Raw genomic sequence first — 20,652 nt, 5'->3', positions numbered from 1 at the left:
CTCATGTCCTTTCTCAGCATCAGCCATTTGAAAAAGAGTTTCGGAGCAACCACCGTCGTTCATGATTTCAATCTGGACATCCAGAAGGGCGAATTCATATCCTTTCTTGGACCAAGCGGTTGCGGCAAGACCACGGTCCTGCGCATGGTTGCAGGCTTTGAAACACCGACCTCCGGCACGATCAGCATTGGCGGCAAGGATGTCGTCAATCTGAAGCCGAACCAGCGCAATATCGGCATGGTGTTCCAGGCCTATGCGCTCTTTCCCAATATGACAGTCGCGCAGAATGTCGCCTTCGGTCTGAAGGTTGCCAAGAAGGCGCAAGCCGAGATCAACGCGACCGTGCATGAAATGCTGTCGCTGATCAAACTCGACCACCTTGCCGAAAGGTTCCCCTACCAGCTCTCGGGCGGCCAGCAGCAGCGCGTGGCGCTCGCGCGTGCACTTGCCACCAAGCCGCAGGTTCTCCTGCTGGATGAACCGCTCTCGGCTCTTGATGCCAAAATCCGTGTTTCCCTGCGCGAGGAAATCCGGGCGATCCAGCGTAAGCTTGGCATCACCACGATCTTCGTCACGCATGACCAGGAAGAAGCCCTTTCGATCTCCGATCGCATCGTCGTGATGTATGAAGGCAATGCCGAGCAGGTCGGCGCACCCTTCGAGATCTACAATCAGCCCGCCTCGCGTTTCGTGGCCTCCTTCGTCGGTACCCTCAACACGCTGGACGCCACGGTGCGCGATGCAGCATCGGGCGTCATCAGCATCGATGGCAAGGATATCGCGATCGACCGGACTCGCCTCAACGGCCACAAGACTGGCGACAAGATTTCACTCGCTGTCCGCCCGGAAGCCGTCAGCCTCGGTGAAGCCACCGACAAGCGTGAAACCACGCTCGATGGCAAGATCAACAGCGTGCATTTCCTGGGATCGGTCATCCGCATCCGCGCATCGCTCGGCGAAAACACCGTGTCTTTCGACACCTTCAACAATCCGAGCGCCCCTCCGCCAGAACCCGGTGAAGACGTCAAGGTCAGCCTTGCCGCGAAGGACCTGCTGGTTCTGGGGCATTAGGGCAAAGCAGACCTGAGCCAACGCGACAGAATCGTAATGGCAACATAGATCGGCGCAAACGTCACGAAACTAATGATCACGCTCCCGAGTGATTGGGCGGGGTTCCACAGGAAGATCACAAGCCAGCCCGAAAGCAATGCCGCGTCGAGGAATAGCCGTCCAAGATATGGGCCTGAGAAGAAGTGATTGCTAGGGTCGATGGGGCAAAGGCCAGCTACGCCACGACCCGCCAGCAAATAGAGCGCTGTCGCCAGCGCTTTTACAAAGGCGAGGCTTCGACCGTCGTCAAGCAGATAGAAACTCATGCCAAAAGCCAATGCCATCATCGCGCCGTGGAACAAGTATTGAAATGCAATTGCTTTAGCAGCGCCGTTGGCAGGTTCGTTCACGGTATCCTCCGGATTGGCATGCCCTAAGAGTAGCACGAATGTCGGTGGAGATAATCGCTACCAAAGTCACACAACGCGTGCGATTCAAAGCAGATGGGACGCTGTTTCCAGCGCCCCATTTCAGTTTGACGCTCAAGGGGTTGCCCGACAACTAACCCGCAATCGCCTCGTCCAGCAGCTTCAACGCTGCTTTCTTCGTCAGTTTGACCGGATTGCCGCCAGCCGTTGGATCGACAATGGCCATGTCGGCAATCAGTTCTTTCTGCTTCTTGGTCATGTTCAGGTCCTTGATCAGACCCGGCAGAGTGTGCGGCACCTTCAGTTCCTTGCGCAGCTTCAGCACCGACTTTGCGAACCCGTCGAAGCCACCCTTGATGCCGATATAGCTGGCTAGGCGGGCAATTCGCTCCTCCACCGCATCGCGGTTGAACGCCAGCACATAGGGCATGAACACCGCATTGGTCATGCCGTGATGCGTGTCGTAGAGCGCACCGATCGGATGCGATAGCGAATGGATCGCGCCGAGGCCCTTTTGGAAAGCTGCTGCACCCATCGCTGCAGCGCTCATCATATGCGCCCTCGCAGTCAGGTCCTTGCCATTGGTAAAGGCCTTCGGCAGGTTCTCGAACACCAGCCGGATGCCTTCAACCGCGATGCCGTCCGCCATCGGGTGATACCCCGGAGCGCAATAGGCCTCGAGGCAATGCGCCAGCGCATCCATGCCGGTCCCGGCAGTGATGAATGCCGGCATGCCAACCGAAAGCTCGGGATCGGCAATTACCACCGCCGGCAACAGCTTCGGATGGAAGATCACCTTCTTCGTATGCGTTTCCTCATTGGTGATGACACCGGCGCGCCCGACTTCGGAGCCCGTTCCCGCCGTTGTCGGCACGGCAACGATTGGCGCGATCGCATCGCTGTTGGCGCGTGTCCACCAGTCGCCCACATCCTCGAAATCCCAGACCGGCCGCGTCTGCCCCGCCTGGAATGCGATGAGCTTGCCGAGATCGAGCGCCGAGCCGCCGCCAAAAGCGATGACGCCATCATGCTTGCCCTTCTTGAACACCGCGATGCCCGCAGTCAGATTGGAATCGACCGGGTTTGGCTTGACGTCCGAAAACACGCCGTAACGCACCTTCGCATCGTCGAGGATTTTCAAGGTGCTCGCCACCACTGGCAGCTTGGCGAGGCCAGGATCCGTGACGAACAAGGGCTTCTTGATCCCCGTCGCCTCCAGAACCTCCGGCAGTTCCTTGATGCGCCCTGCACCAAAGCGGACAGTGGTCGGATAGTTCCATTTGGAAATGAGTTTGCTCATGTCATGCTCTTTCAGAAAACAGAGAACTTATATTGCTTCACGCAGGTGATAGGATTTCGGCCGGGTCAAATTGCCGTAACCGATGGCCGACATGGCCGCCCCTTTGCCCGTCTCCTTGACACCGGTCCATACCAGCGCCGGGTCGATGTAGTCGCAACGGTTCATGAACACAGTGCCCGTCTCGACCCGGTCGCCGATGGCCGCCGCGTGATCCGTATCAGTGGTCCAAAGTGACGCCGTCAGCCCGTACTGGCTGTCATTCATCAGCGCGACGGCTTCCTCGTCATTGCGCACCTTCATGATGCCGACGATCGGGCCGAAGCTCTCTTCGCGCATGACACTCATCTGGTGGTCGACGCCGGTTAATACTTCCGGTGCAAGGTAGGGCGAGCCGACCTTGTCATTGGCAACGCTCATATTGACATGCGCCTTGGCACCCTTGCGCAGGGCTTCGGCCTTCTGCTCGCGTACCAGATCGGCAAAGCGCGTCTGCGCCATGGGTCCCATCGTCGTTGCCGCATCCAGCGGGTTGCCGACCACATACTGCTTGGTGAGATCGATGAAGCCGTCGACGAAGCGGTCGTAGACCTTTTCATGCACATAAATACGCTCGATACCGCAGCAGCATTGGCCCGAATTGAAGAAAGCGCCATCGACGAGATTGGCAACTGCGTGGTCGAGATTGACGTCCGGCAGCACATAGGCCGGATCTTTGCCGCCAAGCTCCAGTCCCAATGTCATGAATGTCCCGGCCGCCGCCTTTTCGATGGCGCGGCCGCCGCCAACGGAGCCGGTGAAATTGACGTGATCGATACGGCCAGAACCCAGAAGTTTTTCCGTCTGGGCATGACTGAGAACGATGTTCTGGAACACGCCTTTCGGCAGACCCGCCTTCTCGAACGCCTGCGCAAAGCGCTCACCAACAAGCAGCGTCTGAGCCGCGTGCTTCAGGATCACGCTGTTGCCTGCCATCAGCGCCGGGATGATCGTGTTGACAGCTGTAAGATATGGATAGTTCCACGGTGCGATGACCATGACCACGCCAAGCGGCGCATGTTTGATATAACGGCGGAAACCGGGCTTGTCGTTCTCGACGACAGGTGCGAGTGCCTGTTCGGCAATCCTGACCATGTAGCGCGTGCGTTCTTCGACACCGCCCTTCTCGCCGCCATAACGCACCGGCCGGCCCATCTGCCAGGCGATTTCCGACACGATCTCGTCATTCATGGCAAGGAGCGCATCGAGCGCCGCCAGGCACAGGCGGCCGCGCTCGGCAATGCTTGTCTGCGCCCAGTCTGCCTGCACCTGCTTTGCAGATTCCACAGCGGCATCGATGGCCTTGTCGGTTGCGATGGGACGTTCCGCATAAACAGAGCCGTCGATCGGGGTAATCAGTTTGACCGTCTCGGTCATGGCAAAACCTCACTCATTTGATTCAAAGACCCCTCCCCATCGCTTCGCTCCGTCCCTCCCCACAAGGGGGAGGGAGGCTGCGCAGCAGCAGCGAGGGGTATTCCTGCATTCCACTTTCTTCAATACCGTTCGAAGCCGCGATGCAACTCCCAGTCGGTTACCCGACGGTCATATTCGAACTGTTCCCATTTGGCGGTGTGTAAGTAATGCTCAACGACATCTTCACCCAACGCCTCTTTCAGCATCTTCGAGCGCGCGAGCGTATCGGTAGCATCCCGCAATGTCTTCGGGATTTCCCTCAGGCGAGCGCCACCATAGGCATCACCCTGGAACGGCTTGGCGAGTTCCAGCTTCTCATCGATACCAGCAAGACCTGAAGCGATGAGTCCGGCGAAGGCGAGATAGGGGTTGAGATCGGCACCGCCGATGCGGCATTCGATCCGGATACCCTTCGTCCCCTCGCCACACAGGCGAAAGCCTGCAGTGCGGTTGTCGAGGCTCCACACATTCTTCGTCGGTGCAAAAGTGCCCGCCTGAAAGCGCTTGTAGGAATTGATATAGGGCGCAAGAAAATAAGTGAAATCGTCGGCATATTTCAGCTGTCCCGCCACCCACTGCCGCATTAGCGGTGACATCGTGTGTTCAGCCTTCTTGTCGTAGAACAGCGGTGTCCTGCCGTCCGCGCTCCACAGCGAATTGTGGACATGGCTGGAGCTTCCGGCCCGCGAGTAGTCATATTTCGCCATGAAGGTGATCGCCTTGCCCATCTGGGTGGCGATCTCCTTGCAGCCATTTTTCATGATCACATGCCGGTCGGCCATTTCCAGCGCCTCGGCATAGCGCACATTAATCTCTTCCTGCCCGGGGCCCCACTCGCCCTTGGAATTCTCCACCGGAATACCTGCATCGAAGAGCCCGTTGCGGATGGCGCGCATCACCGCGTCTTCCTTGGTGGTCATCTGGATCACATAATCCTGGATATAGGGCGACGCCGTCGCCATGCCCGTCCAGTGCTTTGCACGGGCACTCTCATAGGTCTCGTCGAAAAGGTAGAACTCGAGCTCTGAAGCAAAATAGGCAAGATAACCGCGCTCCTTCAGCCGGGCGAGCTGGCGCTTCAAAATGCTGCGCGGCGAATGCGCCAGGTCCTCGTGATGGTGATGATCGAGAATGTCGCACAGAACCAGCGCGCATTTTTCCAGCCAGGGGATATGGCGGATCGTCGAAAGATCCGGCTTGATGACAAAATCGCCATAGCCCTGCTTCCAGCTCGCGGCCTTGTACCCCGGCACCGGCTCCATATCGATATCGTTGGCAAGCAGGTAGTTGCAGCCATGCGTCTCGTCATGCGCGGATTCAACGAAGTAGGAAGCGTGGAACCGCTTGCCGATCAAGCGGCCCTGCATGTCGACGAAGCAGGCCAGCACCGTATCAATCTCGCCATTGGTAACATGGCGCTTTAATTCGTCGAAACTCCAATGTCCGGGCATATTTTTTCCTCAAGCAAAATGTCGATCTAGGGCAAAATAAAAGGGGCGACCCGCCAAAGCCCGGTCGCCCCTGGTTCTAAAATCAGGATGTTTCGCCGACCGCCTTTTCCGCAGCGGCAATTACCGCCTGGCGCTTGGCGATGATGTCGCCGAGCGGCGGACCCTGGAAGCGGCGCTTCTCGAAGCCGAACCAGATGATCGCCGTCAGGATGAAGAACCCGACCGTGATGTAAAGCGCCCAGTCATTCGGCGGCTGGATGCCGATGACAAAGATCAGGATCATCGACAGGATCGACAGGATGGCAAAGAGTGTGAAAACACCGCGCCCCATGTTCCACGGACCCATCCTGTCCCATTTCGGTGTGCCCCAAGCGAGCAGGCCAAGCACGATTGGCACAGTAAAGGAGAGGAACAGGAAAATGACCGTGCAGGACACGACGATCGTATAGGCCGAGGTACCTGCAACCGATACCACTGAAGAGCCCCAGACGAACAACACCGACAGAACGGCCGATGTCCAGATGGCAGCCACCGGTGTGCGGTAAGTAGGGCTGACCTTGGCCAGTGCCGATGATCCAGGTAGCCCACCATCACGCGAGAAGGCGAAGATCATGCGTGATGCCGAAGTCACGGTCGCGAGACCGCAAAGCAGCTGTGCCAGGAACACAACCAGATAGACAAATTCCTTGAGGCCCGTGCCGACCCGTTGGTCGAACGCCCAGAAGAACACGTTCCAGCCCTGCTTGGCAGCCTCGTCCATGTTCGGGATCATCAGCACAAATGCGGCGAGGAACAGATATCCGAAGATTGCCGACCACACCACAGACATGACCATGGCGCGCGGTACGGAATGAGCTGCCTTCAGAGTTTCTTCCGACGTATGGGCCGAAGCGTCATAGCCGGTGATCGTATAGATCGGCAGCAAGAGGCCAAGCGCGAACACCCACCAGTTCGAAACGGCCGGCCAGACATTTCCGCCCGCCTCGCCGGAATAATTGTGGAAGGTGAACAGCCGGCTGAAATCCCACGTTTCGGCTGCGAACAGGCAGACGACAGCAATGAGAATAGAGCCAAAGAAGATCAGGTAACCGGAAAAATCCGTGAGTTTGGCTGTCAGCTTGATGCCGAGATGGTTGATGAGCGCCTGAGCACCGGTGATGATGATCAGGAAGATCGTTTGTGTCGTGAGTGTGTTTTCGATGCCAAGGGCCGGGCCAAAAGCACCGACGAAGAACGTCCAGGTGCCAACATTGATGGCACCGAGCACGGTGATCAGGCCGAGCAAATTGAGCCAGGCCGTTACCCAGCCCGTGCCGCGATTGCCGAGGATGGAACCCCAGTGATAGAGGCCGCCCGCGGTCGGATAGGCAGAACTGATCTGTGACATGGCAACTGCGAATGTCAGTGATACGAAGCAGCCGACCAGCCAGCCGATGCCGATGCCGATGCCGCCGGCGCCCGCTGTTGCCTGCGCCAGCGAGTTGATGCCGCCGGACAGGATGCAGATGATCGAGAATGAAACTGCGAAGTTAGAAAAGCGGCTGAGGCGCCGCTCGAGTTCCTGGGCATAACCCATGCTATGGAGGACCTGCACGTCCTCCGATTTGTCTGTTTCGGTATAATCTTGGTGTGTCATCACGTTCCCCTGTTATTCTTGAAAGAATTGCAACGTCAGATTCCAACCGCCCGTGAGAGCAACAAGCCCTCTAATTCCTGTTTGCCGTTTCCCTTTTTGATAGTCCCGCTTTTCCCGAAAGCGGGTTTTGTATGATGTCCTTGAGGAGGCTTGAGAGTTTTTCAGCCCATGCCATCTCTTCTTTTGGCGTTGTAATGAGATCGTTTCGAATCTCGATCATTACCGCCGGCAATCCAAAGGCAGATGCGTGCCGCTCCAACGTGTAATAGACACGGTCCGCCGGTGAATAGGGTTCGTTGATGCCGACGTTAAATTGATTCAACGCCTGCAGGCCTGCGATCAAAGGCGCCGCAACCCTGTCATCATCATCGTGAATGATACCGATATGCCAGGGGCGCTCTAGGCCGCGATAAACAGGTGTGTAGGAATGAACCGCCACATAGATTGGGTCAGGAAGGCCCTTGCCGGGCCGTTCCTGCGCCAACTTTTCGATGGCAGCGTGATAGGGCCGATGCGATAGCGCGATACGCTGCTGCTTTGCTGCCTCGTCCAAACCGACATTAGCGGGAATCGTCGTGGCTTCACTCAACGACGGGACAAGGTCTGGCGCGTCGAGCGGCCGATTGCAATCGATGATAAGGCGCGACACGCAGGATTCGACCAATGGCGCATCCAACTGTTGGCTCATGACCTGACTGACACCCAGGGCACCCGGGTCCCAGGCAATGTGCCTCTGCAGATCGCCCGGCTGAAGCCCCAGCGTGCCAAAAGGTGCCGGTACATGATTGGATGCATGGTCGCAAAGAATGACATACGGGCCACGCCCATCAGGGTTCGATACCCGGACAGGACGCCAGTCATGCTGCACTGCCTGCGGCACCCCTTTGGGGATTGTCTGGCCCATTTCTTGCCCTCTTCGGCAAACTGTACTTTACATTACATTTTGTATTTTTATTTCCGCTCTCGTATGATTTGATACACAACAATTAAAATTGTCAAATCCGAAAATCGCATTTCGCAGAATTCGGCCATGACAGAGACGGGAACCATCGATGAACACCAGCATTTCCGAGCTGATTGCTGAGAAAATCGACGCCATGTCGGCATCGGAACGCAAGGCCGCACAGACGCTGATTGGCAACTACCCACTGATCGGTTTGCGCACAGTTGCCGAGTTTTCGACTCAGGCCGGCGTCAGTTCACCAACGATTCTGCGCTTTGTTTCCCGCCTTGGCTTCCAGAGCTACCCGGAATTCCAGAGTGCGCTGCAAGAGGAACTCGCTGCGCAGGTGCAATCGCCATGGAACCGGGCGGCCGCGATCCAGACCGCGAAAGGTGGGCCTGTTTTTCCTCTCATGGAAGCTGCCATTGAGAACATTCGCGAAACCTTCCAGCACCTCTCCGTGCAGCAGCTTGACGATGTTACGGATGCCATTAGCCGCAACCGTGCGCGCATCTATCTTCTTGGTGGCCGTTTTACAGATCCGATTGCAAGATACATGGCGGCGCACCTCAAGATCACCCGGCCGGGCGTTACCCATCTCACCGGGCAGGAAAGCCATTGGCGCGACCAGTTGATCGACATGGGCAAGAAGGATGTGCTCGTCATCTTCGATATCCGCCGCTACCAGGAAAGCCTCATCCGGTTTGCTGAAAAGGCACAGGCGCGCGGCGTCGAGATCGTCCTGATCACCGATCAGTGGCTTTCGCCCATCGCCCGATTTGCCCGCCACGTTATTGCCGGGCGAACTGCCGTCCCCTCGCCGTGGGACTCGTCCGCAACGCTCTTCCTCGTAGCCGAAACACTTATCGCCGAAGTTACACGCAAGCTGGAGAAAGGCAGCGCCAACCGCATCCGTGAGATGGAAAAGCTGCGGGATATTTAGCGTGTGCAAAGCAAGTTTTGCCTATTTGCAGTCGTTCTGCCGGAGGGAATTGGTGGACAAGGACAAGGGGTTTGGCGAGGCCGATGTCTTTTGCATCGGATGAAGGCAAAGCTCGCTGGATTTGGCCCGAATTCACCCGGCCCACCGGTCGAAGCGCATTTCTCTCGAAATGCGGTCAATTCGACCAGCGGGTTTGACAGCTTGTTGGTTTGCCAATGCAAACCAACGGCTGGGTTTCCGGCGGGCGGCCAACCACTTTGTCAAGCGGCTTCGTCCGATGGAAATGCATCGGCCTCGCCACCTTCCGCGTGGGTTGTCTCGCCATCCGCGAAACAGAACCGGCTCCAAATAGACAAAATTTGCTCTAGCCATTGCCGCCGATGCTCATTGATATACAAATGCTCTTCCCGGACTGAAGAGGTCTCCAAGGGCTCGCACACAGCGAATATGCATCGAAGTAAGCAAGGACCAAAATCATGCAGCAAGCTGACATCGGATTGATCGGCCTTGGCGTCATGGGCGCCAATCTGGCGCTCAATATCGCTGAAAACGGTTATCGCGTCGCGGTTTTCAACAGGACGGTGGCAAAGACCCATGAGTTCTACGAAGAAGCTGGCAGCCTGAAAGACAGGATCATACCGTGCGAGACGCTCGAAGATTTGGCAAAAAACATCCGTCCGCCACGCCCGATCATCCTGATGGTCAAGGCCGGTGAAGCCGTCGACGAACAGATTACGGCGCTGAAGCCGTTTCTTGCCAAGGATGACATCATTATCGACGCCGGCAACGCCAATTTCCACGACACCGTACGGCGCCTCGCCGAACTCGGGCCCAATGATCCGACCTTCGTCGGTATGGGTGTCTCCGGCGGCGAGGAAGGTGCGCGCCACGGCCCGTCGATCATGGTCGGCGGCACACCTGAATCCTATGCGCGCATCGAACCGGTCCTGACCGCCATTTCGGCGAAATATGAAGGCTATCCCTGCTCCGCCCTGCTCGGACCCGATGGTGCTGGCCATTTCGTCAAGACCATCCACAACGGCATCGAATATGCCGACATGCAGATGATCGCCGAAGTTTATGGCGTGCTGCGCGACGGTCTCGGCCTCGCGCCCGAAGCAATCGGCAGGATTTTTGAAAAGTGGAATGCAGGTCCACTGAACTCCTATCTCATCGAAATCACCGCCAAGGTGCTGCAGGCAACCGACAACAAGACTGGCAGGCCTGCGGTCGATGTCATTCTCGACAGCGCCGGCCAGAAGGGCACAGGGCGCTGGGCCGCGATCGAGGCGCAGATGCTCGGGATTCCGGCAACCGCCATCGAAGCTGCCGTCGCCGCACGCTCGATCTCATCACTCGTCAAGGAACGCGGCGAGGCTTCGAAAGCTTATGGCGATCACGCGACATCCAGGCTTTCCGATGCAAGCGCAGCTTTCATCGATGCGCTGGAACAAGGTCTCCTCGCCGGCAAGATCGCCGCCTATGCGCAGGGCTTTGACGTCATGGCAAGCGCATCGAAGGAACACGGTTGGAATATCCCGCTCGCCACAACGGCGCGCATCTGGCGCGCCGGCTGCATCATCCGCTCGCAATTCCTCGACCAGATCGCAGCCGCCTTTGAAGGTAGCGAAGGCAAGAACCTGCTCCTCGTGCCAGCCTTCGTCGAGCGGATGAAGACCGGTTCGAAGTCATTGCGCAAGATCGTCGCCGAAGCTGCCCTCGCCGGGCTGCCGACCCCGGCGCTTTCGGCCGCGCTCAATTATTTCGACGGTTACCGCCAGGCGCGTGGCACCGCCAACCTTATCCAGGCCCAGCGCGATTTCTTTGGGGCGCACGGCTTCAAGCGGCTGGACGAGGAAGGTGACTTCCACGGTCCTTGGTCGGATGTGGGTTGATAGCGTCAACAGACAGGATGCATGCTGCCGCGACTGTCTACAGGGCGGCGACAATCTATCAAGCGGGAGGCGGGTTTAACAATGCCCACCCTCGCAACATATGCCAGACATGCAAACGCAACCAATGGAGGTGCGGACAAAGACATCCGCGTCGGAGAGGTTAGACATGTCTTATCAATATCGCATCCACAAGGCTGACCAGCCGGGTAGCCCGCTGCTGTTCGTCTTTCATGGCACCGGCGGCGACGAAAATCAGTTCTTCGATTTCGGCCGGCGGTTGCTGCCGCAGGCCGGCATCGTATCGCCGCGCGGCGACGTCTTAGAACACGGCGCAGCGCGCTTCTTTCGCCGTACCGGCGAGGGCGTCTATGATATGGATGATCTCGCCGAACGCACCAGCGCCATGGCTGATTTCATCCAGACCCACAAGCAAAGCGCGAAGGCCTCGAATGCGATGGGCCTCGGCTATTCCAACGGCGCCAATATTCTGGCTTCGGTGATGCTGACAAAACCGGACCTGTTCGATGCCGCGGTTCTGCTGCATCCATTGATACCCTGGAAACCGGCACCACAACCTGGCCTTGCAGGCAAGCGCGTTTTGATCACTGCAGGACAACGGGACCCGATCTGTCCGCCCGACCTGACTCAATCCTTTGCAGATTATCTGACCTTGCAGGGTGCCGCGACCAATCTTGTCTGGCATTCCGGTGGTCATGAAATCCAGCAGAGCGAAGTCGCAGCAATCGAGCGCTTCGTTGGCGAGAACGTGCGTTAAACAAAACCGGCCCGTTCGGGCCGGTTCTTTTATCTACATTGAAAACCGCAGGGAGACGGGCAGGATCTTCATCGCCCGCGATGACCGCCGCCCTCTTGGCGTCAGCAATCCATGCGCACCGTCAAGATGGCCCGCCTTCAGTTCCAGCGCCAGGAACCGCCTGCGCTCCACGGGACCTGGCATGGCAAGGTCGGTGGTCTTCGCGCCGGTAAAACCGAAGCGCTCGTAATATTCCAGATCACCAACCAGGATGACCGCACCGTGACCAAGACGCGCGGCCTCCGCCGTCGCATGGCGCATCAGCGCGACGCCAATGCCCTGCCCCTTGAGCGCCGGTTCGACGGCCAAAGGTCCGAGCAAAAGAGCCCGTACCGGCTTGCCCGCTGCGTCATGCCCGGCCTGGATGTCCCACAGCCGCACCGTGCCCAGCAACGTGCCGTCCTGACCACGGGCCACGAAGGCAAGACCCTCGGAGGGCAGCCGGCCGCGCCGCAGCTTTTCCGATGACTTGCGGCGGCGGCCCTCGCCCATGGCGCGGTCCAGCAAGGCCTCCCGCGCCCGTTCGTCCTGCGCGGTTTCGTTGAGGATGGCAAAAGCCCGCGATCCGTCCGGATGCAGGTTTTGTTCGATGAAGTCTACTGCGCTCATTGTCTTGACCAATCTTCGATCGTAAGGCTGTTTCCCATACCCTCCCCTTTTTGGGGAGGCAGGCTGCGAAGCAGCAGGGTGGGCCTTTTGAAATGCTCAACGTACGCCCGAAAGACCCCTCCGCGGACCTGCGGTCCGTCCCTGCCCACAAGGGGAGGGTATAGAGGTGCCAGATGTTAAATTACGTATGATCGGAGTGGTTCAAACCCGTTGAAAGCAACCGCCGAGTAGGTCGTGGTGTAGGCGCCAGTTCCCTCGATCAGCACCTCATCGCCAATGGTCAGCGAGATGGGGAGCGGATAGGGGTTCTTCTCGTACATCACGTCGGCGCTGTCGCAGGTCGGGCCTGCAAGAACGCAGGGCGCGCTGTGATCGCCATCGCGCGGCGTGGTGATCTGGTAGCGGATAGCCTCGTCCATCGTCTCGGCGAGACCGCCGAACTTGCCGATGTCGAGATAGACCCAGCGCACATTGTCATTGTCGGCCTTCTTCGACACGAGCACGACTTCCGCCTTGATCACACCGGCATTGCCGACCATGCCACGGCCCGGCTCGATGATGGTCTCGGGCAGACGGTTGCCGAAATGCTTGCTCAGTGCCTGGAAGATCGCCTGGCCGTAGGCCTGTGCAGTCGGCACGTCCTTCAGGTAGCGGGTCGGGAACCCGCCGCCCATATTGACCATCTTCAGCGTGATGCCTTCCTGGGCAAGCGTATCGAAGACCTGCTTCGCATCGCCAAGCGCACGGTCCCAGGCGGAGAGATCCGTCTGCTGCGAACCGACATGGAACGAGACACCATAGGATTCCAGGCCAAGCTTCTGCGCGGCACGCAGCACGTCGACCGCCATTGCCGGCACGCAGCCGAACTTGCGCGACAGCGGCCATTCGGCCCCGGCACCGTCGGTCAGGACGCGGCAGAACACGCGCGAGCCGGGAGCCGCACGGGCGACCTTCTCGACTTCCTCGACGCAATCGACAGCAAAGAGCCGAATGCCGAGTTCGAAGGCACGCGCAATGTCACGCTCCTTCTTGATGGTGTTGCCGAACGAGATGCGATCAGCCGTTGCGCCGGCGTCGAGCGCCATTTCAACTTCGGCAACCGATGCCGTGTCGAAGCTCGAGCCAAGCGAGGCGAGCAGGCGCAGGATTTCCGGCGCAGGATTGGCCTTCACCGCATAGAAGATCTTCGATTCCGGCAACGCCATCTCGAAATTATGGAAATTTTCCCGAACCACCTCGAGATCAAGCACCATGCAGGGGCCGTTCGGGCGTCGTGTATTGATGAAGTCGAGGATGCGCTGTGTAGCCATCTTGGGTCTCCAATCCGTAGCGGCACTTCCGGCCGCCTTGTGCAAGTCGCGGTTTTCATGGGACACGCCCGATGGACCGCAGGGACAAAGTGCATGAGTCGGTCCAGCGCGAGGCCAGCCTTTGGAGATGCTGGAACCACGGGAAAGATTCATGCGGCGATGGATCGACGCTAAAGTCAGCGTAAATCCGCTTTGTCTGCCTTGGCTTGGATGAACCCATCCGCACTACCGGCAATGAAGGTGTGCCTCTTCAGTAATCCCGGCTTATGGACAGCCGGAAGACACCAGAAAGGCCCGCACCGTCGTTGCTTCAGATGTCCTCAGCTTAACAGTTGGCCGTTAAACTGACTGGAGGGGTTAGTTCCAGGTACCATACCGTTTCCTCACCATAATGAAGATCGGCGGACACCCATGGGCACGTGCGACTTTGGGCAAGGGCCATATAAGTGGAAAGATGTGTCCAATCAATGAAAATAATGGGGCAGCGCGAAATTTTTTATTCATTGAACAACAGGGGATAAATGACCTAGAATCGTTGAACGATGAGCACAATTCCCCCTCTGAACGCGCTGTTGAATCTGCCTTTGCCCGTCATTGCTTCGGGTAGCGGCCCGCTGACCGGCGAGACCTTGGCAGTCAAGGACATATTTGATGTGGCTGGCCTCGTCACCGGCGGTGGTAATCCGCAAAAGGCGCGCGAATCATCCGCTGCGACGAAGACCGCCCCAGCGGTGCAAAGCCTGCTCGACGCCGGCGCCCGCTTCATTGGCAAGACCCAGACCGACGAACTCGCCTTCTCCATGATGGGCCAGAACACACACTTCCCGCACCCGGTCAATCCGGCAGCGCCGGACCGCGTTACCGGAGGCTCGTCCTCCGGCTCTGCCGCTGCCGTTGCTGGCGATCTCGCCACAATAGCGGTTGGTTCTGATACCGGCGGCTCCATCCGCGCACCGGCAAGCTTTTGCGGACTTGTCGGGCTACGCACCTCGCATGGACGCATCACCCTTGAAGCAACGATTCCGCTCGCCCCTTCCCTCGACACTTTCGGGTGGTTCGCCAGGGATATCGCGCTTTACGAGAAGGTCGGCGCGGTCCTGCTCGGCCCGGATAGTTCCGACTTCAAGCTCAATCGCCCGCTCTTCATTCCCCTGCTCGAACACCTGTTGCTCGGCGAGGCGGAAGACGCGGCCTACAGGGCGATGTATGCGGCCGTATGCGCGCAACTCGGTCAGGCGCGTTCGGCCCGCCAGGCGACAGCATCGATGGACGATCTCTATCTCTGCCTGAGACAGATCCAGGGTTATGAAGCCTGGGCGGCACATGGCACCTGGATTTCGGCAAGAGAACGGAACTTGGGTCCTGCCGTCAAGGAGCGCTTTGATTATGGTTCGACCATCGACATCGAAACCTATAATTTGCAGACGAAGCGGCGTGACCTGTTTCGTAGCGAGTTGGCGGATTTGTTGAAGGATGACGGTGTCATGGTCATGCCGACAGTCCCAGGCGCTGCGCCGCTTGTCACCGCCTCGTTTGGCGATTTGCAAGCCTATCGCGAACGCTGCGTGCGACTGTTCTGCCTTTCCGGCCTGTCGGGTTTTCCGCAAATCACCCTGCCGCTCGGGCAGGTGCATGGCGCACCTTTCGGTATTTCCCTGCTCGGCCCGAAGGGTAGCGATAACGCACTGATCCGGCTTGGGCGCACCATATTGGAAAAGGCCACCTGATGGACACGCTCACCCGGATGCGCGCTTTTATCGACGTGGTCGAGGCAGAAGGTTTCTCGGCGGCGGCGCGCAAGATCGGGCGGTCCAAGGCACTGTTGTCCAAATATGTGCGTGAGTTGGAAGACGAACTCGGTGCGCTTCTGCTCAACCGCACCACGCGGCAATTCTCGCTGACCGAAGCAGGGCACACCTATTATCAGCGCGCCAGTGAGATCCTGCGCGAAGTCGAAAGCCTGCAGGAAGCGGTGCGCGAATCGAGCAGCGACATCAAGGGCCGTATCAAGATATCGGCGCCACGCACCTTCGCCGATGCGGATATCGGTCAGTGCCTTGTCGATTTCTGCGCCGAACAGCCGGATATCGTTCTCGACGTGCGGCTGGACGATCGCTTTGTCGATCTTGTCGAAGAAGGCTTCGATCTCGCCATCCGCATCACCCGCATGCAGGACTCGTCTCTCATTGCCAAGCGCATTGCACCCTTTCACGTCATCGTCTGCGGCTCGCCGGAGCTGATAGAGCGCGTGGGCAAGCCGGCGCGGCCCGAACAGCTGGCAGGCCTCCCCTGCATCATCGACACCAACAATCGCACGCGCAATGCCTGGCAGTTTCATAATAATGACGGGGCGCCACTATCCGTGCAGGTCGCCGGTCCAATCGAAATCAACAGCCCCCTTTCGGGACGGCGCGCGGCGCTTGCCGGGCTAGGGTTTGCGCTGATCCCGGATTTCATCGCCCAGGCCGATATCGACAGCGGCAGGCTTGTCGGCGTTCTCGAAGAATTCGTGCCTCGCGATGCCGGCATCTACGCGGTCTATCCGCATCGCCGGTACCTTCCGGCCAAGGTGCGGGTTCTTGTCGACTACCTGGCCAAGTGGTTCAAGGACAACCGGCGCAACGCATAATGCTATACCGTCCCAATTTCGCCAAGTTCGGGATGTCCTGTTCGGCAACTTACAAAGGGTCATCTATGCACCAGAGATTCGCGGTCTTCATCGGCGCGCTTGCGGCTGGGTTGATCTTCGCCACGCCCGCCTATGTGCATCCGCATGTCTTTGCTGAAGCACGGCTCGATATCACCATCAAGCCCGATGGAACGGTCGAAAAACTCGGCCATGTCTGGCGTTTCGACGATCTCTTCTCCTCGACGGTTCTGGTCGAGTTCGACAAGAACGCCGATATGAAACTCGATGAAAAGGAACTGGCGGATCTCGCCAGTACTATCAACGAGTCCATCTCCGAGTACGATTATTTTCAGACCGTTACTCTCGATGGCAAGAACATCGCCATGGCAGCGCCTGCACATCTCTTGGCCGACTTCCAGAACAATCAATTGCTGATCATCTTCGAAAGCACACCGAAACAGCCGCTGAAACTCGGCAAGAAGACCAGTTTTGGCGTCTATGACCCGACCTTCTACACGGCCATCGACTACGTGAATGATACCGATATCCATGTTAACGGCCTGCCAGCCGGCTGCACGCAGAAGGTCGTGCGCCCTGACCCGGACCAGGCAATTGCCGATAACAAGGCGACGCTGACCGATGCTTTCTTCAATGACCCGACCGGCACCAACATGTCGAAAATCTTCGCGACCCGGCTCGAAATCGAATGCGCCAAGAAAGGGTGAGATGATGCGAAAACGGACCTTGTTTGGCGCTTTGGCCCTTGTGGCATTCCTCGGCAGCCATGCGCTGGCGCAGACATCGTCTCTGGGCATCGGCTCGAATGAAGTTGCCATGCAGCCCACGGGTCCATTCGCCGAACTCATCCTGTGGATCAATGTCCAGCAGCGCAATTTCTACCTGGCCATGACGCACGCGCTCAAAGGCATGCGCGAAGACCCATGGCAGGCGTCGATCCTCGTCGGGCTGTCTTTCCTCTACGGCATTTTGCATGCGGTCGGTCCAGGCCATGGCAAGGCGGTGATATCCTCCTATATGCTGGCCAACGAGACGACACTGAAACGCGGCGTCCTTCTCTCCTTTGCATCGTCGATGCTGCAGGCGCTGACCGCGCTTTTCATCATCGGCCTCACCTTTCTGGTGCTGCGCGGCTCGACAGTCTCGATGGACGACGCCGCCCATTACATGGAAATGGCGAGCTTTGTCCTGATCATCGCGTTTGGCCTGTCATTGCTGTGGCGCAAGGTGCCACTGCTTTTCCGCCCGCGCGTGGCGCATCTCGTGCCCGAAAAGCATGGCGCTCTGCATGATCACGATCACGCGCATGACCACCATGATCATCATGGTCACGATCATCACGATCACTCGCACGCGCATTCCCACGCCGCTCGCAGCCACGGCCATTACCACCATGACCATGGCCATGATGGTCATCACCATCACGCTGAGGGGGAAATCTGCGCGACCTGCGGCCATTCGCATGCGCCCGATCCAGCGATGCTTGCCGGAGAATTCAACTGGAAGACCGCATGGGCGGCAATCGTTGCGGTAGGCCTGCGCCCCTGTTCGGGCGCGCTGATTGTCCTGACCTTCTCGCTGCTGAACGGCCTCATCCTCGGCGGCGTGCTCTCCGTCTTCGCCATGGCACTCGGCACGTTCATCACCGTCGCGACACTGGCAACCCTCGCAGTCACAGCGAAGAATGTGGCGCTTAAGGTTTCCGGCGCGTCGGCGCTTTCAGGCCGTGTTCAAAACATCATCGAGATCGGCGGCGCGCTGTTCATTGTGCTGTTCGGCGCTTTGCTCCTGACCGCCTCGATGCGGTTTTAGGACCGGTCATCCTCATGCTGTTTTCTGGCCCGCAGCCAAAAAACAAAGAAGAACCCCGCAACAAATACCACGGCAAAGATACCCGCCGCGAGTGTAGAGCGTTCGCCGAGCGCCAGCATCATCGTCGGCATCCAGTAGGCGACAATTCCGAAGCCGAACATGATACAGGCGGCCGCTATCGCCGCATTGCGGGTTTTCGGATCCATCGCGCTTCACAAGCCCTTTTCCAACGCATTTCAGTGCGTTGTAGCTTCCTTGTGTTTTAATGCAAGGGTGGGGGCAGTAAAGGAGTGCGTGGTTCGACGGGACTCACCATGAGGGAGGTAGAGTTTTGCAGGGAGCCAAGAAACGCCGAGGTTCCTGATCCTGCTTGCAAACAAACCACTTCCCTCGTGGTGAGTCGAACCACGCACCACTATTTTACAGCCCGAAACGCCTCCAGCCGCTTGATCTGCTTGCCGTCTGCATCGAAATTGCCCGGCGACAGCCAGGCCCGATAGGCGGCCTTCAGCGCCGGCCATTCACTGTCGATGACAGAATACCAGGCGGTGTCGCGGTTCTTGCCCTTTTGCACCATATGCTGGCGGAAAATGCCTTCGAACGTGAAGCCGAACCGCTCTGCTGCCCGCTTCGATGGCTCATTGGCATTGTTGCATTTCCATTCATAACGCCGGTAGCCAAGGCCATCGAAGGCGTATTGCATGAAGAGAAACTGTGCTTCCGTGGCTGCCGGCTTGCGCGAAATCAGCGGACCCCAGTAGATATTGCCGATCTCGATCACACCAAACGCCGGATCGATGCGCATCAGTGTCTGGCGCCCGGCCACCTTGCCGCTCGCCTTGTCGATGACGGCGAAGAAGAGCGGGTCCTTGCTCGCTTCGACCTTTTCCAGCCACGTCGTAAACGCTTCGCGGTCGTCGGCCGGATTTTCGAAGAGGAAGCGGAACCGATCGCCAGCATCCGCGACCGATGAGGCCTCGTAGAGCTCCTCGCCATGCTTTGCCGCGTCAAGCGGCTCCAGGCGCACATAGTGCCCCTCGAGCGGTTCGCGGACAGGTAATGGGCGCGGCGTCCAGTTTGTCAAATCGGTCATGATATTGCGGGCCTTTAGCGTCAGAGTATTTGACTTGTTACTGTACTCCACGCACAAAGCAGAAGTTGAAAATTGTATGTGAGACAAGAAAATGCTGCGGACTATTTCCGGGTTCGACCGTATCGGCGAGGAGAATGCCTTTGCGGTTCTCGCCCGCGCTACTGCCCTCGCCGCGCAAGGCAAGGACATCATCAATCTCGGCATCGGCCAGCCTGACTTCAAGACACCCGCCCATATCGTCGAGGCCGCGATCAAGGCATTGAGGGACGGCCATCACGGCTATACGCCGGCAACCGGCCTGCTCGCTGCGCGCGAAGCGGTGGCACGGCGCGCACTCACCACCACTGGCGTTGAGGTCTCGCCGGAAAACGTCATGATCGTACCCGGTGGCAAGGTGACGATGTTCGCCGCTATTCTGATCTTCGGCGAGCCAGGGGCGGAAATCCTCTATCCGGATCCGGGCTTCCCGATCTATCGCTCGATGATCGAATTCACCGGCGCGAAGCCCATTCCCGTACCGATCCGCGAGGAGAACGGGTTCGCCTTCTGCGCCGAAGAGACACTTGCCCTGATCACGCCGAAGACGCGGCTCCTGATCCTCAATTCACCCGCTAATCCGACCGGCGGCGTAACGCCCAAAGCCGAGATCGAAAAGCTGGTGAAGGGCCTCGAAGCGCATCCGCACGTCGCCATCATGTCCGACGAAATCTACGACGTCATGACCTATGACGGCGAGGAACATTGTTCGCTCCTCACCTTCCCGGAGATTCGCGACCGGCTCATCGTGCTGAATGGCTGGTCGAAGACCTGGGCGATGACCGGCTGGCGCATGGGCTGGTCGATCTGGCCTGATCAGCTCTATGACAAGGTGCGCAAGCTCGCGGTCAATTGCTGGTCCTGCGTCAACGCGCCGAGCCAGTTCGCGGGCATCGCTGCCATCGATGGTCCGCAGGACGATGTGGTAAAGATGTGCAAGGCTTTCGATAATCGCCGCAAGATCGTCGTCGATGGGCTCAACAGTCTCCCGGGCATCAGTTGTACCACGCCGAAGGGCGCCTTCTATGCCTTCCCGAACGTCAAGGAAACCGGCTGGCCGGCCAAGCAGCTTGCCGCGGCACTGCTCGACGAAGCGGGCGTCGCGCTGATTGGCGGACCGGATTTCGGCATACTTGGTGAAGGCTATGTCCGCCTTTCCTACGCCAATTCGGAGGAGAACATCCTCCGCGCCATCGAACGCATCGAAAAGTTCCTGGCGAAATAGCACCACCT

At 58.5% G+C, this 20,652-nt stretch carries 19 protein-coding genes; 9 read left to right on the top strand and 10 right to left on the bottom strand.

The genetic code is table 11. The annotated features are described in order from the left end of the window. Nucleotides 1–3: 3 nt before the first annotated feature. Entirely contained in the window at nt 4–1,071 is a 1,068-nt protein-coding gene (locus AAAC48_RS24605; RefSeq protein WP_340656712.1) for an ABC transporter ATP-binding protein, read from the top strand. Here AAAC48_RS24605 and AAAC48_RS24600 read toward each other — a convergent pair. From AAAC48_RS24600 to AAAC48_RS24575, 6 genes are all read right to left on the bottom strand, one after another. Then, the gene (locus AAAC48_RS24600; RefSeq protein WP_340656711.1) at nt 1,068–1,460 is read right to left on the bottom strand and encodes a hypothetical protein; all 393 of its coding nucleotides are present in this window, start codon (nt 1,458–1,460) and stop codon (nt 1,068–1,070) included. The genes AAAC48_RS24605 and AAAC48_RS24600 overlap by 4 nt on opposite strands. Nucleotides 1,461–1,611: 151 nt before the next feature. Then, nucleotides 1,612–2,778, bottom strand: coding sequence for an iron-containing alcohol dehydrogenase (locus AAAC48_RS24595; protein WP_340656710.1), 1,167 nt, complete (start codon nt 2,776–2,778; stop codon nt 1,612–1,614). A 27-nt stretch (nt 2,779–2,805) separates the two neighbouring features. Next, complete coding sequence (locus AAAC48_RS24590; RefSeq protein WP_340656709.1) at nt 2,806–4,191, bottom strand: aldehyde dehydrogenase family protein; 1,386 nt, start codon at nt 4,189–4,191, stop codon at nt 2,806–2,808. A gap of 119 nt (nt 4,192–4,310) precedes the next feature. After that, a complete protein-coding gene (locus AAAC48_RS24585) occupies nt 4,311–5,681 on the bottom strand; it encodes a glutamine synthetase family protein (RefSeq protein ID WP_340656708.1) in 1,371 nt (456 codons plus the stop codon). Nucleotides 5,682–5,763: 82 nt separating this feature from the next. Then, nucleotides 5,764–7,317: an amino acid permease gene (locus AAAC48_RS24580; protein WP_340656707.1), complete on the bottom strand. Its 1,554-nt coding sequence runs from the start codon at nt 7,315–7,317 to the stop codon at nt 5,764–5,766. A gap of 70 nt (nt 7,318–7,387) precedes the next feature. Further along, a complete protein-coding gene (locus AAAC48_RS24575; protein ID WP_340656706.1) occupies nt 7,388–8,221 on the bottom strand; it encodes an N-formylglutamate amidohydrolase in 834 nt (277 codons plus the stop codon). Nucleotides 8,222–8,369: 148 nt separating this feature from the next. Here AAAC48_RS24575 and AAAC48_RS24570 point away from each other — a divergent pair, with 148 nt between their 5' ends. From AAAC48_RS24570 to AAAC48_RS24560, 3 genes are all read left to right on the top strand, one after another. After that, a complete protein-coding gene (locus tag AAAC48_RS24570; RefSeq protein WP_340656705.1) occupies nt 8,370–9,203 on the top strand; it encodes a MurR/RpiR family transcriptional regulator in 834 nt (277 codons plus the stop codon). A 476-nt stretch (nt 9,204–9,679) separates the two neighbouring features. Further along, entirely contained in the window at nt 9,680–11,098 is a 1,419-nt protein-coding gene (gndA, locus tag AAAC48_RS24565; protein WP_340656704.1) for an NADP-dependent phosphogluconate dehydrogenase, read from the top strand. Between the two features lie 166 nt (nt 11,099–11,264). After that, the gene (locus AAAC48_RS24560; RefSeq protein WP_340656703.1) at nt 11,265–11,873 is read left to right on the top strand and encodes an alpha/beta hydrolase; all 609 of its coding nucleotides are present in this window, start codon (nt 11,265–11,267) and stop codon (nt 11,871–11,873) included. A 33-nt stretch (nt 11,874–11,906) separates the two neighbouring features. Here AAAC48_RS24560 and AAAC48_RS24555 read toward each other — a convergent pair whose 3' ends face one another. Both AAAC48_RS24555 and odc2 read right to left on the bottom strand, forming a co-directional pair. Next, entirely contained in the window at nt 11,907–12,521 is a 615-nt protein-coding gene (locus tag AAAC48_RS24555) for an N-acetyltransferase (protein WP_340656702.1), read from the bottom strand. Nucleotides 12,522–12,697: 176 nt separating this feature from the next. Continuing rightward, complete coding sequence (gene odc2 / locus AAAC48_RS24550) at nt 12,698–13,831, bottom strand: ornithine/lysine decarboxylase (protein WP_340656701.1); 1,134 nt, start codon at nt 13,829–13,831, stop codon at nt 12,698–12,700. 542 nt (nt 13,832–14,373) lie between these two features. Between odc2 and AAAC48_RS24545 the strand changes: the two genes are divergently transcribed. From AAAC48_RS24545 to AAAC48_RS24530, 4 genes are all read left to right on the top strand, one after another. Beyond that, nucleotides 14,374–15,558 (top strand): amidase, encoded by a 1,185-nt coding sequence (locus AAAC48_RS24545; protein ID WP_340656700.1) that lies wholly within the window; start codon nt 14,374–14,376, stop codon nt 15,556–15,558. After that, nucleotides 15,558–16,460: a LysR family transcriptional regulator gene (locus AAAC48_RS24540; RefSeq protein WP_340656699.1), complete on the top strand. Its 903-nt coding sequence runs from the start codon at nt 15,558–15,560 to the stop codon at nt 16,458–16,460. Before AAAC48_RS24545 ends, AAAC48_RS24540 begins: the two co-directional genes overlap by 1 nt. Before the next feature lie 65 nt (nt 16,461–16,525). Further along, a complete protein-coding gene (locus tag AAAC48_RS24535) occupies nt 16,526–17,185 on the top strand; it encodes a DUF1007 family protein (protein WP_340656698.1) in 660 nt (219 codons plus the stop codon). A gap of 1 nt (nt 17,186) precedes the next feature. Beyond that, a complete protein-coding gene (locus tag AAAC48_RS24530) occupies nt 17,187–18,290 on the top strand; it encodes a nickel/cobalt transporter (RefSeq protein WP_340656697.1) in 1,104 nt (367 codons plus the stop codon). On the opposite strand, the gene AAAC48_RS24525 is transcribed toward AAAC48_RS24530, so the two are convergent. Both AAAC48_RS24525 and AAAC48_RS24520 read right to left on the bottom strand, forming a co-directional pair. After that, nucleotides 18,287–18,496 (bottom strand): hypothetical protein, encoded by a 210-nt coding sequence (locus AAAC48_RS24525; protein ID WP_340656696.1) that lies wholly within the window; start codon nt 18,494–18,496, stop codon nt 18,287–18,289. The two genes, AAAC48_RS24530 and AAAC48_RS24525, sit on opposite strands and share 4 nt — an antisense overlap. Before the next feature lie 209 nt (nt 18,497–18,705). Then, on the bottom strand, nt 18,706–19,383 hold the full coding sequence (locus tag AAAC48_RS24520; protein WP_340656695.1) for a GNAT family protein: 678 nt from the start codon (nt 19,381–19,383) through the stop codon (nt 18,706–18,708). A gap of 91 nt (nt 19,384–19,474) precedes the next feature. Here AAAC48_RS24520 and AAAC48_RS24515 point away from each other — a divergent pair, with 91 nt between their 5' ends. Continuing rightward, nucleotides 19,475–20,644 (top strand): pyridoxal phosphate-dependent aminotransferase, encoded by a 1,170-nt coding sequence (locus AAAC48_RS24515; protein ID WP_340656694.1) that lies wholly within the window; start codon nt 19,475–19,477, stop codon nt 20,642–20,644. The last annotated feature ends 8 nt before the right edge of the window (nt 20,645–20,652 follow it).

Origin of the sequence: Phyllobacterium sp. (genome assembly GCF_037994405.1) — a bacterium.
Taxonomy (GTDB): domain Bacteria; phylum Pseudomonadota; class Alphaproteobacteria; order Rhizobiales; family Rhizobiaceae; genus Phyllobacterium.
Note: the sequence above shows the minus strand (reverse complement) of the source record. Positions and strands in the feature narration are given on the sequence as shown.

Coding starts and splice junctions, on each gene's coding strand:
- AAAC48_RS24605 (WP_340656712.1), top strand. CDS start 4: ATGTCCTTTCTCAGCATCAGCCATTTGAAAAAGAGTTTCGGAGCAACC.
- AAAC48_RS24535 (WP_340656698.1), top strand. CDS start 16,526: ATGCACCAGAGATTCGCGGTCTTCATCGGCGCGCTTGCGGCTGGGTTG.
- AAAC48_RS24570 (WP_340656705.1), top strand. CDS start 8,370: ATGAACACCAGCATTTCCGAGCTGATTGCTGAGAAAATCGACGCCATG.
- AAAC48_RS24595 (WP_340656710.1), bottom strand. CDS start 2,778: ATGAGCAAACTCATTTCCAAATGGAACTATCCGACCACTGTCCGCTTT.
- AAAC48_RS24590 (WP_340656709.1), bottom strand. CDS start 4,191: ATGACCGAGACGGTCAAACTGATTACCCCGATCGACGGCTCTGTTTAT.
- AAAC48_RS24580 (WP_340656707.1), bottom strand. CDS start 7,317: ATGACACACCAAGATTATACCGAAACAGACAAATCGGAGGACGTGCAG.
- odc2 (WP_340656701.1), bottom strand. CDS start 13,831: ATGGCTACACAGCGCATCCTCGACTTCATCAATACACGACGCCCGAAC.
- AAAC48_RS24545 (WP_340656700.1), top strand. CDS start 14,374: ATGAGCACAATTCCCCCTCTGAACGCGCTGTTGAATCTGCCTTTGCCC.
- AAAC48_RS24540 (WP_340656699.1), top strand. CDS start 15,558: ATGGACACGCTCACCCGGATGCGCGCTTTTATCGACGTGGTCGAGGCA.
- AAAC48_RS24530 (WP_340656697.1), top strand. CDS start 17,187: ATGATGCGAAAACGGACCTTGTTTGGCGCTTTGGCCCTTGTGGCATTC.
- AAAC48_RS24585 (WP_340656708.1), bottom strand. CDS start 5,681: ATGCCCGGACATTGGAGTTTCGACGAATTAAAGCGCCATGTTACCAAT.
- AAAC48_RS24555 (WP_340656702.1), bottom strand. CDS start 12,521: ATGAGCGCAGTAGACTTCATCGAACAAAACCTGCATCCGGACGGATCG.
- AAAC48_RS24575 (WP_340656706.1), bottom strand. CDS start 8,221: ATGGGCCAGACAATCCCCAAAGGGGTGCCGCAGGCAGTGCAGCATGAC.
- AAAC48_RS24515 (WP_340656694.1), top strand. CDS start 19,475: ATGCTGCGGACTATTTCCGGGTTCGACCGTATCGGCGAGGAGAATGCC.
- gndA (WP_340656704.1), top strand. CDS start 9,680: ATGCAGCAAGCTGACATCGGATTGATCGGCCTTGGCGTCATGGGCGCC.
- AAAC48_RS24520 (WP_340656695.1), bottom strand. CDS start 19,383: ATGACCGATTTGACAAACTGGACGCCGCGCCCATTACCTGTCCGCGAA.
- AAAC48_RS24560 (WP_340656703.1), top strand. CDS start 11,265: ATGTCTTATCAATATCGCATCCACAAGGCTGACCAGCCGGGTAGCCCG.
- AAAC48_RS24525 (WP_340656696.1), bottom strand. CDS start 18,496: ATGGATCCGAAAACCCGCAATGCGGCGATAGCGGCCGCCTGTATCATG.